The organism is Actinoplanes sp. NPDC026619 (genome assembly GCF_040638295.1).
In the GTDB taxonomy this organism is placed as follows: Bacteria; Actinomycetota; Actinomycetes; order Mycobacteriales; family Micromonosporaceae; genus Actinoplanes.
Genome location: NZ_JBEZYA010000001.1, coordinates 64238 through 76765, shown reverse-complemented (window position 1 = coordinate 76765; position 12528 = coordinate 64238). Strand labels below are relative to the sequence as shown.

Sequence of the window (12528 nt, the reverse complement as noted above, 5' to 3'; positions counted from 1 at the left end):
CATCGGCCGCGCCTCCTACCGTCGTGCACATGGCTGGCCTGTCGAACCGCGATCCGGTGCACCTGCAGATCCTCGGCCCGGTACGCGTCCGCTCGGGAGATGCCGAATTGGACGCCGGGCCGCGCCAGCAGCGGTGCCTGCTCGCGCTCCTGCTCGCCCGGGTCGGGCACCCGGTCTCGATGAGCGTCCTGGTCGAGTTGCTCTGGGGCCACGACCCGCCGTCGAGCGCGGTGAACGTCATCCACAAATACGTCGGCATGCTGCGCCGTCTGCTCGAGCCCGGTCTGCCGCCGCGGTCCGGTGGTGTGTATCTGAGGCGACACGGGGACGGGTACCGCTTCACGGCCGGTCCGGAGACCCTCGACCTGGTCCTGTTCCGGCGGCTCGTCGCCGAGGCCAAGGCCGGCGCGGGCCGGGACGAGCTCGACGAGGCGCTCGACCGGTACGACGAGGCGCTGCGGCTCGTCCACGGCCCGGCCGCCGCCGGCCTCGCTGACACACCGGCGGCTCAGGCCACCTTCTCGAGCCTGGACGGCGAGTTCGTCGGGACGGTCCTCACCGCCGCGGAGATCGCGGGTCGCCTGGGCCGCCCTTCGCGACTGCTGGCGCCGCTGCGGCGGGCGGCGGAGATGGATCCGTTCAACGAAATCGTCCAGGCCTGCCTGGTGACGACGCTCGCCGCCGCCGGCTGCCAGGCGGAGGCGCTGGCGGCGTACCGGTCGGTCCGGGACCGCCTGGCCGACGAGCTGGGCATCACTCCGGGCCCGGACCTGCAGGCAGCGTATCGGCGGGTGCAGAGCGGGACCGCTCGGCCGCCGGCCCCGGCGGAGCCGTGCGGCTTGTTCCTTCGCCCGGCGCAGCTGCCGCCGGATCTGCATCTGTTCACCGGACGCCGGGCCGAGCTGGCCACGCTCGACCGGCTGGCCGCCCGGTTGCGCCACCCCGGGCGGGCCGGTCCGCTGGTGATCGCGATGGACGGCCCGGGCGGCGCGGGAAAATCGACGCTCGCCGTCCGATTCGCGCACCGTGTCGCCGGCGACTTCGACGATGGGCAGTTCTACCTCGACCTGCGTAGCGACCGGCCGGACGAGGAGGGCACCCCGGCCGGCCAGGCGCTGCGGTCGGTGTTGCACGGGCTGGGCGTGCGCGCGCCGGACCTGCCCGACACGCTGGACGCCCAGGTGGGGACCTATCGCAGCCTGACCGCGGGCAAGCGGATCCTGGTCCTGCTCGACAACGTGCGCGACGCCGCGCAGGTTCGCCCGTTGCTGCCGAGCTCCACCGGAAGCCTCGTGCTGCTGACCAGCCGGCGACCGCTCCTCGATCTGGTCGCCCGCGACGGCGCACATCTGTTGCGCGTCGACGTGCCCGACCTGCGGGCCGCGCGGGAATTGCTCGAACGCCGCCTCGCCGACCGGCTGGGCGAAACCGACCGGCTGGGCGAAACCGACCGTGTGGGCGAAACCGACCGGCTGGGCGAAACCGACCGGCTGGGCGAAAGCGCGAGTGGGAAGCTGATCGAGGAGGTCGTCGAGTTGTGCGGCCGGCTGCCGCAGACCCTGGCGATCCTGGCCGCCCGGCTGGCCGCCCACCCGAGCCCATCGCTGGCCACGGTCGCCGCGGACCTGCGAGACGGCGGCCACCGGCCGGGTAGGTTCAGGCCCAGTGGGTCTGGCCCCACCGACCACCGCACCATTCCGGCGTTGCTGACGGTGCGCCCCGATCGAGGAGTTGACTGATGGAATACCGCACCCTGGGTGGCACCGGCACAGTCGTCTCGACGCTGTGTCTGGGCACGATGACGTTCGGCAAGGAGAGCAGCGAGGAGGTGTCGAACGCCCAGCTCGACCGCTTCGTCGAGGCCGGCGGCAACTTCATCGACACCGCCAACGTCTACTCCCGCGGCCGGTCCGAGGAGGTCATCGGCCGCTGGCTCGCGGCCCGGTCCGGCGTCCGCGACCGGCTGGTCATCGCCACCAAGGGCCGCTTCCCGATGGGTGACGACCCGAACTCGGCCGGCCTGTCCCGGGTGAGCCTGTCCCGCGCGCTCGACGCGAGCCTGCGCCGCCTCGGCGTGGACACGATCGACCTCTACCAGGCGCACGCCTGGGACCCGCTGACCCCGATCGAGGAGGCGCTCGCGTTCTTCGACGAGGCCGTGCGGGCCGGCAAGATCCGGTACGTGGGCGTCAGCAACTTCCTCGGCTGGCAGCTGCAGAAGGCGGTGCTGATCACCCAGTTCCGCGGGCTCGCCCCGATCGTCACCCTCCAGCCGCAGTACAACCTGCTCGTGCGGGACATCGAGTTCGAGCTCACCGACGTGTGCCGCAACGAGAACATCGGCATCCTGCCCTGGTCACCGCTGGGCGGCGGCTGGCTCACCGGCAAATACCGGCGCGACAGCACGCCCACCGGCGCCACCCGCCTCGGCGAGGACCCGGAGCGTGGCATGGAGGCGTACGGTCCGCGCAACTCCGACACCCGCACCTGGCACATCCTCGACACCGTCCGCCGCGTCGCCGAGGACCGCGGCGTGTCGATGTCGCAGGTGTCGCTCGCCTGGCTCGCCGGCCGGCCGGCCGTCACCTCGGTGATCCTCGGCGCTCGCACGCTCGAGCAACTCGACGACAACCTCGGCGCCGCCGGCGTGCACCTGTCCGACAAGGAAACCACGCTGCTCACCGAGGCCAGCACCCCGGTGGTCGGTGAATATCCGTACGGTCCGCAGGGGGTCGCCCAGCGCGACCGCACGATCTGAGGCGGCGTCAGCGGTGCGGTGCCACCGTGTCCGGGAAGGCGATCACCGACAGGAAGCGGATGGGCAGCTCGATGAGGTCGGCGGGGCCGTGCGCGCCCTCGCCGTCCATCTGCAGCGAGTCGCCCGGCGTGAGGCGGTGGACGGATCGGCCGTGGGCGTAGTCCATCTGGCCCTCGAGCATGTAGATGAACTCGGTGCCCGGGTGCTGGAACAACGGATAGGTCTCGCTCTTCACGGTCAGCGTGACCTGCAGGCACTCGAGCCGGCGGTGCTCGCCGCGCAGCGACCCGAGCAGCTGATATTCGTGCCCGGCCTGGGAGCCGTCCCGGACGATCGCGGTGCCGCCGCCGGCCGGCACGAACGACGACGGCCGTTCCTTGTCGGCGCCCCGGAACAGGCTGGTGACCGGCACGTCGAGGCCGCCGGCCAGGGCGGCGAGGGTGCCGAGGCTGCACGACGTCTGAGCGTTCTCGATCTTGGAGAGCATCGCCTTGGAGATGCCGATCCGGGTGGCCAGCTCGGCCACCGTCAGGCCGTACTGATTGCGCAGCTCGCGCACGTTGCGCCCGATCGCCACCTCGAGGTCGAGCCCGCCGACCGGCTCGTCGGCCGCCCGTTCGCGCGCGGTGCCGGCGTCGTTGCGGAGCAGAGGGCTGTCGGTCACCCCGCCACCCTAGAGAACCGGAATCGCTCGGCCGGACGGGCCAGGCCCAGGGCGGCGCCGGCGATGATCGCGCCGAGCAGCGGGGCGAACTTGGCGCCGTGCCCGGAACAGGGCGACGCCACCGTGATCGGGCCCCGCGTGTCGATGATGAAGTCCTCGGCCGGCGTCATCGTGAACACGCAGGTGGTCTCGGCATAGGGCTCAGGGATCAACCCCGGCAAGACCCTTTCGACGTACGCGATGAGCCGCCGCCGATTGCCCGGATCGACCACGCCGTCGTTGCCGGCGGCGGAGGTGATCTCCGACCCGCCGAAGTACTCCGCGACCTTCTGCCCGCGATGCCCGGCGTCCCGGCCACCCGGCAGCCCGTAGGTCTGCATGTCCGGCTCCTTGTGAATGAAGCTCGGCCAGTCGAGGCCCGGGTCCGCGTAGGGAAAGTGGAACGCCTGCTCCTTACGGACCCGCAGCGGCGGCAGCACGGCCCGCAGTTCCGGCAGCCCAGCCAGCAGCTCAGGCAGCCAGCCCCCAGCCGCAACGACAACGTGATCAGCGGTCACCTCCTCGCCCCGCACCGACCGCAGCGTCATCTGTCCCGCGTGCTCATCGGCTTCGGCGACCGTCCAGTCCTCGTGGACGGTCGCGCCCGCCTCGCGGGCCAGGGCGGTCATGGCGTGCACGGCGGCTTCGGCGTCGACCACGCCGGCTGCCGGGTGCCACACGGCCGGCCCCGACGTGCGGATGCCGGGCCAGCGCGCGGAAACCGCGGCGGGGGACAGGATCTCGTGCTCGACGCCGACCTCGGCCAGGACCGCGGCCATCTTCTCCGGGCGGCGCATGGCGCCGAAGTCGAGCGAGCCGGTCGGCCGGAACAGGGTCTGCCCGGACGCATCCTCCAACTCGGCCCAGTGGTCGCGGGCCCGCGCGACGAGCCGCGCGTAGAAGGGGTCGGGGTAGGCGTACCGGAAAATGCGGGCCGAGCCGTGCGAGCTGCCCCGCGGATTGGCGGGCACCGCCCGCTCGAGGAGCGTGACCTCCACGCCCAGCTGAGCCAGCCGCCAGGCCGTCGCCGACCCGGCCAGCCCGGCCCCGACGACAGCAACCGACCGTGTCATCGAGGGCTTCCGGGGATCCAGTCGGTGCCGGCGAGGGGGACTCGGGCCATGGCGGCGGCCTCGATGGTGACCGCGACCAGGTCTTCCGGCTCGAGGTGGGTGACGTGGGCCTTGCCGCAGGCGCGGGCGATGGTTTGCGCCTCCATGGTGAGCACGCGCAGGTAGTTGGCGAGGCGGCGGCCGCCCTCGACCGGATCGAGCCGGTCGGCCAGGGCCGGGTCCTGGGTGGTGATGCCGGCCGGGTCGCGGCCGTCCTGGAAGTCGTCGTAGAAGCCGGCGGCCGAGCCGAGCGCCTCGTAGCCGGCGGCCCAGCGCGGGTCGTTGTCGCCGAGGGCGATCAGCGCGGCGGTGCCGATCGCGACCGCGTCCGCGCCGAGGGCGAGAGCCTTCGCGACGTCGGCGCCGGTGCGGATGCCGCCGGAGACGATCAGCTGCACGCCCTTCGCGCCCTGCCGGTGCACGCCCAACTCCTGCAACGCCTGAACGGCCTGGGGGAGCGCGGCGAGGGTGGGGATGCCGACGTGCTCGATGAAGACGTCCTGGGTGGCGGCGGTGCCGCCCTGCATGCCGTCGACCACGACCACGTCGGCGCCGGCGTGCACGGCCAGCTTGACGTCGTAGTAGGTGCGCGAGGCGCCGATCTTGACGTAGATCGGCTTCTCCCAGTCGGTGATCTCGCGTAGCTCCTGGATCTTGATGGTGAGATCGTCGGGGCCGGTCCAGTCCGGATGCCGCGAGGCGCTGCGCTGGTCGATGCCCTGCGGCAGGGTTCGCATCGCGGCCACCCGCTCGTTGATCTTCTGGCCGAGCAGCATGCCGCCGCCGCCCGGCTTCGCGCCCTGGCCGAGCACCACCTCGATGGCGTCGGCGCGGCGCAGGTCGTCCGGGTTCATCCCGTAGCGCGACGGCAGATATTGGTAGACCAGGTGCTTGGACTGGCCGCGCTCCTCCGGCGTCATGCCGCCGTCGCCGGTGGTGGTGGAGGTGCCGACCGCCGAGGCGCCCCGGCCGAGGGCTTCCTTGGCGTGTGCGGAGAGGGCGCCGAAGCTCATCCCGGCGATCGTCACCGGGATGTCGAGGTGCAGCGGGAACGCCGCGTTGCGGCCGCCGAGCACGACGTCGGTGCCGCACGCCTCCCGGTAACCCTCGAGCGGGTAGCGCGACATGCTCGCGCCGAGGAACAGCAGGTCGTCGAAGTGCGGGAGCGCCCGCTTGGCGCCCCAGCCCCGGATGTCGTAGACACCGGTGGCGGCTGCGCGCTGGATCGCGTGGATGGTCGCCCGGTCGAACGTGGCCGATTCGCGGAGACCGCGTGCTGCGTAGCTCATCAGTACTCGTTCCCTGCGTGGAAGTGGTAGAGCTGCCGGGCCGAGCCGTACCGCGTGTAATCGGCGGTGTCGTCGTCGTAGCCGGCTCGCTCCAGCAATGAGCGCAGCTCGGCGTGGTGCTCGGCGCGCATGTCCTTGGCGATGCAGTCGGCGCCGAGCGAGGCGACCTTGCCCCGCACGTACAGCCGCGCCTCGTAGATCGAGTCGCCGAGCGCCTCGCCGGCGTCGCCGCGCACGACCAGCCGGCCGGCCTGGGCCATGAACGCGCTCATGTGGCCGATGCCGCCGCCGACCACGATGTCCGCGCCCTTCATCGAGATGCCGCACCGGGCGGCGGCGTCGCCGGTGATCACCAGCAGCCCGCCGTGCGCGGTGGCGCCGGCCGACTGGGAGGCGTTGCCCTCCACCCGCACCGACCCGCTCATCATGTTCTCGGCGACGCCGACGCCGGCGTTACCCTCGATGACGACGTCGGCGAGCTGGTTCATGCCGGCGGCGTAGTAGCCGCAGTGGCCCGCGATGACCACGTGAAGCGGCGTTCGCAGACCGGCGGCGACACTGTGCTTGCCGTTCGGGTGGCTCACCTGCACCCGGCCGCTGCCGAGCCGGTGCAAAGTTAAGTTGACCTCGCGCAGCGGTGTTTCGGAAAGGTCGAATGTCAGCGAGTCCATGCGTAGATCCGTTCCGGCTCGGGTTCGAAGATGCGCGCCGTCTCGATCCCGGGCAGCCCGACCAGGGCGCGGTATTCCGACGCCATCGCCACCCACGCGCCGGTCTCGGCGATGACGGCCGGCTTGCAGGCGATCGCGTCCCGCACGACCGCGAACGAGTCGCGGTTGGAGACCAGCAGCGTGTAGAAGCCGTCGAACTCGGCGCACAGGCTCTTCAGGGCGCTCTCCACGTCGCGCCCGTCGGCCAGCGCCTGCGCGACGTAACGGGCGCCGACCTCGGTGTCGTTGTCGCTGTCGAAGACCACCCCGCGGGCCTTCAGGTGGCGGCGGATGGTCGCATGATTGGCGAACGACCCATTGTGTACGAGGCATTGGTCCGGCCCGACCGCATACGGATGCGCGCCGCCCGGGGTGACCGCGGACTCGGTGGCCATCCGGGTGTGGCCCACGCCCTGCCAGCCCTGCGCCTGTTCCAGCTTCCAGCCGGCCGCCAGCTCCCGCGGATGACCGACGTCCTTGAGCACGGTCAGTTCCGCGCCGAAGCCGGCGATCAGCGCATCCGGCAGCGCGCTTCGAACCGCGGCGACCAACTGGCCGACCGGGACCGGGGCGTGCACGACCTTGGTCTGGCCGAGGTCGATGACGGTCGCGCCGAGCTCGTCGAACGACGGCACCGCCGCGGCCAGCACGGTCACGGTCGCGTGCCCGGGCGGCGACCACCGTGGATCGCCGTAAACCGCCACGCCGGCCGAGTCGGCGCCGCGTTCGGACATCTCGCAGAGCATCCCGGTCAGCAGCTCACCGAGCCGCGGATACAGCTCCGGATCGCGCAGGTGCAGACCGACGATTCCGCACATACTGGGTCTCCCTCCTAGAACGCCGTCAGGTACTGGTCGATCTCCCAGGCCGACACCGCGCTGTGCCAGGCGAAGAATTCATCCCGCTTGAGCTGCGCGAAGTACGAGGCCACCCCGCCGCCGGCCGCGTCGAGCACGCCGGTGAGCAGGTCGTCGGCCTCGAACGCGGCTACGGCGTCGAGCAGGGTGCGGGGGAGCGGATCGCCCTTCGCCTCACCGGCGCCGGGCCGGCCCGGATCCAGCGCTCGCGCGATGCCGTCGAGCCCGGCGCCGAGCGCGCCCGCGATGGCCAGATAAGGGTTGGCCGACCCGTCACCGCCTCGCAACTCGACCCGCTGGTCGTCGGGTACCCGTACGTAATGAGTCCGGTCGTTGCCGCCGTAGGTGGCGAATTTCGGCGACCAGGAGGCGCCGGACGCGGTCGAGACGGCGCCGGTCCGCTTGTAGGAGTTGACCGTCGGCGCGAGCAGCGCCTGCAACGCGCAGGCGTGCTCCAGAACCCCGGCGACGAAGCCGTACGCGATGGGCGACAGCCCGAGCCCGCGGTCGTCGCCGCTCGCCGGGAAGACGCGCTCCTCGCCGGCGGTCAGCGACATGTGCAGGTGCAGCCCGGTGCCGGTGCGGTCGGCGAACGGCTTGGGCATGAACGTCGCCGTCATGCCACGCTGCTCGGCCAGCATCGTCAGCAGGTACCGCAGCGTGATGACCCGGTCCGCGGTGGTGAGCGCCTCGGCGTACGCGAAGTTCTGCTCGAACTGCCCGTTGCCGTCCTCGTGGTCGTTGGCGTAGTTGCCCCAGCCGAGCTCGTTCATCGCCGTCGACACGGCGGTCAGGTGCTCGTACATCCGGGTCACGCCGCGCGCGTCGTAGCAAGGCTGGGCGGCGACGTCGAGCGCGTCCGCGGGCTTGAGCCCACCCCGCCCGTCCCGCTCGACCAGGAAATACTCCACCTCGGCGCCGACCCAGGGCTGGAAGCCGGCCTCGGCCGCGCGGGCCAGCATCGCCTTGAGGATCACCCGCGGCGCGTACTTCCACGGCTTGCCCTCGACGTGCGGGTCGCAGTGGACGATCGCGAGCCCCGGCTTGAGGAACGGCACCGGGGTGAACGAGGCCGGGTCCGGCACCGCCATCAGATCGGGGTCACTGGGCTGCTGCCCGATGGCGCCGACGGCATAACCCGCGAAGCCCACCCCTTCGGTGGCCAGCGCATCGATGGCTTCGACCGGCACGAGCTTGGCGCAGGGCTTACCCCGCAGGTCAACAAAGAGCGCCAGAACGAATCGCACGCCGGCCGCCTCAGCGAGCCGGCCGAGCTCGGTTGCTTGCGACACGTGACCTCCCGATGTGATTCTTCACAAGAAACTCTGTTTCTCAAGAGTGAACAGAGCTTCTGTTTCAGAAAATCGCGAGTTCCGTGACGGTCAGATGTCCCGGTCTCGGTCAGCCGAAGTGATCAGCCGGGTCGGTTTGTAGTAGCCAGACCAGCGGCATCTTCGCGTGTTCGGCGTAGGTGTCTGCTCCGGAAAGCTGATAGAGGGTCACCGTCTGGGCGTCGTCGCGGTCGACGACCCAGTACTGGGGGATGCCGGCCGAGGCGTATTCACGGCGCTTGGTGACCTCGTCCATTGCTTCCGAACCGGGTGAGACGATCTCGATCACCAGGAGGAGTTCGGCGACCGGCAGCCAGACTCCGCGCGGCGGAGCTTTGCCCCAGACGCTCACGTCGGGGATCCGGCCCCCGTCCCGTCGGGATCCGGGAACGCGGATGCCGGCAACCTGAAGCACCTGCTGGGCCGGCCAGCCCGCCATGATCAGCCACGCGAGGAGGCGGCTGGCGATCTGCGCATGTTCCGAGTCCGCGGGCGGCATGACGGACAAGACTCCCTCAGGGCTGGTCTCGTATCGATGGCCGTTCTGATCCGAGGCGTTCATCGCAGCCAGGTCGTCGAGCGTCACCACGGCGGGCATGTGCATGCCGACAGTCTCCGCGCCCATGCGGTCATCGTACGAGACGGCGTTGCGTGCTCGCCGATTTCGCCCGGCAACGAGTTGCCGCCCAGGCGGTGAGGCGTTTGCTCGCAGTGGCTTGCTCATGCTCTGTGACTATAGTCGAGCGACAACCCGAAGTCGAGGCCTTCGACCGCCGCGACCGCGCGGTCGCGGCGGTGGTCGCCGCCGCCGCACCGATGAACCGCCGGTCAGCTGTTCTCCTCGATGTATTTGGCCGGGTCCTTGTCGGCGAACGACAGGCCCTTGCCCTGCGGGTGCTCTCCGAAGAAGCGCAGCCAGCGGGCCCCGAGTTCGAGGCGCAGCTCCTTGCTTGCGTGCTTACGGAAGTCGGGGAGCACCTCGTCCTCCTCCTCGGCCAGGTGCTCGCTGTTCTCGGTGCGCGCCTTCCACACTCCCTTCCACCAGGCGTCCGAGCCCACCGGGTGGTTACTAGCCTCGTCGATCCCGTCCCGGATCTTGTTGTGGTCGCGGATCGCGTCGTCCGTCTCTTCCTCGGCGTCATCGCCGCCCGCATCCGTGAGCAGGTGCGGGTAGAGGATCTCCTCCTCCTCCGCGTCGGCGTGGATGTCGAGATGCAGTGCGAGCGGCGTCCAGATCGCCTCCAGCTCCTGCGGCGACTGCGCATCGTCCAGCCGGGCGAACCCGAGCCGGAACCGGTGGTGGTCGTCGAGGATCAACGCGGTGATGTCATCCATGACAAGCACGCTAAGGCCCGGCGCCGGCTCACGCCCGCCGACAAGCTGGCCCGTCACCGCTGGGTGCCAGGAAGCCGCCGGGAAAGGCCGGATACCGCCCACTAATATGGCCGCGTCTGAGGTGGCGACGAGACGAGGCGACATGCGATGGTTCCGGCGGACACGTGACGAGCGGCTCGATCCACCGGACGCGGCCCGGCGGATGGTGATGATCAACGATGTCCGGCAGCGTTTCGGTGTTCATCAGCAGGGGTTGTTCCAGGACCAGGCGGCTGCGGTCGCGGAGGCGCTGACCGGGCCGGACGGCGTCGCGGCAGCGGCCGGAATCGTGCACGAGTTCGCCGATTCGGCGCATGCGGAGATCCAGCGGCTGGCCGCCGAGCTTTCCCGCCAGGTCAGGTACCAGTTCGTCGTGGACCGCGCCAACTACCGGCCGATGTGGCGGGAGGCCAGGCCGGATCTGCGGTGGCCGCTGTTCAACCTGCCGTGCGGTCTGTTCCCGTACATCCACGTCGCCGGGGCCGTCCGGGCGATCAGCGCCCAGGCGAAGCTCACGACCGACCAGAGCCGGCTGCACGATCATCTCTTCGAGATTCTCGACCTGACCATCGCGGGCTGGGAGTTCGCCTCGGTCCGGGTCGACACCGACGGCGCGGCGCTGGCCAGCCTGCTGATCACCACTGCCCGCGACCTCCGCACGACGATGAGCAAGGAGCCGCCCCTCCCGCTCCCGGTCCGCGAACTGATGCGCAACAACAACACCATCGAGGTGTACGCACCGGACGCGCACCGCATCGTCGGCGGCATCAACCCGGGCCGGGAGATGCGCGAGACTCTCCTGGCCTGACGCGCACCGGCCGGACGGCGTCGGCTAGCCTGTCCACATGCGACGCTTCCACGAGGAGGACCTCACCGGCGCGGAATTCCGCGAGAGCGACCTGAGCGGGGCGCGGATGGTGGGCGTGTTCATGCAGGGCGCCGAGATCGACGGCCTGGTCAGCGATCTGGTGGTCAACGGGGTCGAGGTGATGCCGTACGTGGAGGCGGAGCTCGACCGTCGTCACCCGGTTCGGCTGCTGATCCGCTCGGATGAGCCGGCCGACCTGCGGGAGGCCTGGCGGCAACTGCAGGACGACTGGGCGGCAACCACCGAGCGGGTTCGGTCCATGCCCGAGAACAGCGAACATCAGGGCGTCGACGGCGAGTGGTCGATGGTCGAGACCCTGCGCCACCTGGTCTTCGTGCACGACTCCTGGTTCCGGCGCTGCGTGCTCGGGCTCACCGAGCCGTTCACGGCCATGGGACTGGGCCCACCGTCGGTCACGGACCAGGACGCCCGGGCGAGCCTCGACGAGGTGCTCGCCGTGCGGGGCCGGCAGGCTTCAACAATCGAGACATGGCTGGCCGAGGTCGCGCCGGACCAGCTTGCGAAGACCGCGCCGGTCCCGGACGACGACAGATGGCCGCCGTACGCCAAGGGGCGGACAGTGCGGCAATGCCTCGGCACCGTGCTCAACGAGGAATGGGCGCACCACCGGTTCTGCGAGCGTGACCTGGACAAACTCTGAGCCGTCAGGTGGCCGCCAGGAGGGCGCCCAGCGCCGCGATGGTGGTCGCCTCGGTCAGGTATTTTGCGTTGCCGGTCAGGTCGTACGCCTGGATCCAGGCCAGCCCCCACCAGCCGGCGTCGTCGACGGCACGGCTGATGAAGTCGCCGTCGATCGGGTCGCTGCTGCGCGCACCGGCCGGGAAGGCGACCTTGTTGACGGTGAACGTGCGGTCGACCGCCCACAGGTAGTCGGTGCGGCCGGTGCGCTTCATCCAGCTCATCACCGCGGTGATGGTGTCGGCGGAGTTCCACCAGCTCGACGACCACCACGCGGTGTCCGGCCGGTAGGCCCACATGAGCGCGTCGGCGGCGGCCGCGGCCCGGTCGGTCGCGGGGCGGGCCCCGGCCGTACAACTGCCGTTGTTTCCGATCACCGCGCGGCCGCAGGCGCGCACCGCGCCGCCGTACAGCAGCGCCTTGGTGTCGCGGGTGGCGGCGAGGGCGGTACGGGCGCCGGTGACCCGGGTCGGGGTGGACCAGGTTGCGCCCTCGTCCCAGGTGCGGTCGAGCCAGACCTCGTCGCCGGTGGCGCCGCCGGTGATCGTCGCCCAGGCCATCCCGCGGCTGTCGGTGTGCAGGGCGATCGTCCGGCCGCTCAGCGTGGTGGCCGGCACCGGCTGGCTGTCCCCGCTGCCGGTGGCGCCGCCGTCGCAGACCGCGTCGCACGCCTGGAGGTGAACCCAGTCGGTGCACTGCACGCCGGCCGCGTCCCCGCAGGCCCGGATCATGCCGCGGCGGTGGGCGGCCGGGTCGGCGAGGTTGTACATCAGCGTGCGGGTGCCGCTCCAGGTGCTGGGGATGGACGCCTTCCCGAGCACCCTTCA

General features: G+C 71.0%; 13 protein-coding genes. 4 read left to right on the top strand and 9 right to left on the bottom strand.

What is annotated here, in order from left to right; genetic code table 11:
• The first annotated feature begins 29 nt into the window (after positions 1-29).
• Positions 30-1739: a BTAD domain-containing putative transcriptional regulator gene (locus AB0E90_RS00435; RefSeq protein WP_360397370.1), complete on the top strand. Its 1710-nt coding sequence runs from the start codon at positions 30-32 to the stop codon at positions 1737-1739.
• Entirely contained in the window at positions 1739-2758 is a 1020-nt protein-coding gene (locus tag AB0E90_RS00430) for an aldo/keto reductase (protein WP_360397368.1), read from the top strand. The genes AB0E90_RS00435 and AB0E90_RS00430 overlap by 1 nt, the downstream gene beginning before the upstream one ends.
• 7 nt (positions 2759-2765) lie before the next feature.
• On the opposite strand, the gene AB0E90_RS00425 is transcribed toward AB0E90_RS00430, so the two are convergent.
• The 8 genes from AB0E90_RS00425 to AB0E90_RS00390 form a co-directional block, all read right to left on the bottom strand.
• Positions 2766-3422: an XRE family transcriptional regulator gene (locus tag AB0E90_RS00425; protein ID WP_360397366.1), complete on the bottom strand. Its 657-nt coding sequence runs from the start codon at positions 3420-3422 to the stop codon at positions 2766-2768.
• Positions 3419-4534 (bottom strand): FAD-dependent oxidoreductase, encoded by a 1116-nt coding sequence (locus AB0E90_RS00420; protein ID WP_360397364.1) that lies wholly within the window; start codon positions 4532-4534, stop codon positions 3419-3421. The genes AB0E90_RS00425 and AB0E90_RS00420 overlap by 4 nt, the downstream gene beginning before the upstream one ends.
• The gene (locus tag AB0E90_RS00415) at positions 4531-5862 is read right to left on the bottom strand and encodes an FMN-binding glutamate synthase family protein (RefSeq protein ID WP_360397362.1); all 1332 of its coding nucleotides are present in this window, start codon (positions 5860-5862) and stop codon (positions 4531-4533) included. Before AB0E90_RS00415 ends, AB0E90_RS00420 begins: the two co-directional genes overlap by 4 nt.
• Positions 5862-6533: a hypothetical protein gene (locus tag AB0E90_RS00410; protein WP_360397360.1), complete on the bottom strand. Its 672-nt coding sequence runs from the start codon at positions 6531-6533 to the stop codon at positions 5862-5864. The genes AB0E90_RS00415 and AB0E90_RS00410 overlap by 1 nt, the downstream gene beginning before the upstream one ends.
• On the bottom strand, positions 6521-7390 hold the full coding sequence (locus AB0E90_RS00405; RefSeq protein WP_360397358.1) for a hypothetical protein: 870 nt from the start codon (positions 7388-7390) through the stop codon (positions 6521-6523). The genes AB0E90_RS00410 and AB0E90_RS00405 overlap by 13 nt, the downstream gene beginning before the upstream one ends.
• A 14-nt stretch (positions 7391-7404) precedes the next feature.
• Positions 7405-8721, bottom strand: a complete 1317-nt coding sequence (glnT, locus tag AB0E90_RS00400; protein ID WP_360397356.1) for a type III glutamate--ammonia ligase — start codon at positions 8719-8721, stop codon at positions 7405-7407.
• 109 nt (positions 8722-8830) lie between these two features.
• Positions 8831-9484: a Uma2 family endonuclease gene (locus AB0E90_RS00395; RefSeq protein WP_360397354.1), complete on the bottom strand. Its 654-nt coding sequence runs from the start codon at positions 9482-9484 to the stop codon at positions 8831-8833.
• Positions 9485-9588: 104 nt separating this feature from the next.
• Positions 9589-10095: a hemerythrin domain-containing protein gene (locus AB0E90_RS00390; protein ID WP_360397352.1), complete on the bottom strand. Its 507-nt coding sequence runs from the start codon at positions 10093-10095 to the stop codon at positions 9589-9591.
• 142 nt (positions 10096-10237) lie between these two features.
• Here AB0E90_RS00390 and AB0E90_RS00385 point away from each other — a divergent pair, with 142 nt between their 5' ends.
• Together AB0E90_RS00385 and AB0E90_RS00380 are read left to right on the top strand one after the other, a co-directional pair.
• Positions 10238-10942, top strand: coding sequence for a hypothetical protein (locus AB0E90_RS00385; protein WP_360397350.1), 705 nt, complete (start codon positions 10238-10240; stop codon positions 10940-10942).
• Positions 10943-10979: 37 nt separating this feature from the next.
• Positions 10980-11663, top strand: coding sequence for a DinB family protein (locus AB0E90_RS00380; RefSeq protein ID WP_360397348.1), 684 nt, complete (start codon positions 10980-10982; stop codon positions 11661-11663).
• Between the two features lie 4 nt (positions 11664-11667).
• Here the strand turns inward: AB0E90_RS00380 and AB0E90_RS00375 are convergent, their stop codons facing one another.
• Complete coding sequence (locus AB0E90_RS00375) at positions 11668-12522, bottom strand: hypothetical protein (protein WP_360397346.1); 855 nt, start codon at positions 12520-12522, stop codon at positions 11668-11670.
• Between the last annotated feature and the right edge of the window lie 6 nt (positions 12523-12528).

Excerpts from the sequence above, each read along its gene's own strand:
- AB0E90_RS00420 (WP_360397364.1), bottom strand. The coding sequence starts at position 4,534 with ATGACACGGTCGGTTGCTGTCGTCGGGGCCGGGCTGGCCGGGTCGGCG.
- AB0E90_RS00395 (WP_360397354.1), bottom strand. The coding sequence starts at position 9,484 with ATGAGCAAGCCACTGCGAGCAAACGCCTCACCGCCTGGGCGGCAACTC.
- AB0E90_RS00430 (WP_360397368.1), top strand. The coding sequence starts at position 1,739 with ATGGAATACCGCACCCTGGGTGGCACCGGCACAGTCGTCTCGACGCTG.
- AB0E90_RS00385 (WP_360397350.1), top strand. The coding sequence starts at position 10,238 with ATGCGATGGTTCCGGCGGACACGTGACGAGCGGCTCGATCCACCGGAC.
- AB0E90_RS00415 (WP_360397362.1), bottom strand. The coding sequence starts at position 5,862 with ATGAGCTACGCAGCACGCGGTCTCCGCGAATCGGCCACGTTCGACCGG.
- AB0E90_RS00380 (WP_360397348.1), top strand. The coding sequence starts at position 10,980 with ATGCGACGCTTCCACGAGGAGGACCTCACCGGCGCGGAATTCCGCGAG.
- AB0E90_RS00410 (WP_360397360.1), bottom strand. The coding sequence starts at position 6,533 with ATGGACTCGCTGACATTCGACCTTTCCGAAACACCGCTGCGCGAGGTC.
- AB0E90_RS00435 (WP_360397370.1), top strand. The coding sequence starts at position 30 with ATGGCTGGCCTGTCGAACCGCGATCCGGTGCACCTGCAGATCCTCGGC.
- AB0E90_RS00405 (WP_360397358.1), bottom strand. The coding sequence starts at position 7,390 with ATGTGCGGAATCGTCGGTCTGCACCTGCGCGATCCGGAGCTGTATCCG.
- AB0E90_RS00390 (WP_360397352.1), bottom strand. The coding sequence starts at position 10,095 with ATGGATGACATCACCGCGTTGATCCTCGACGACCACCACCGGTTCCGG.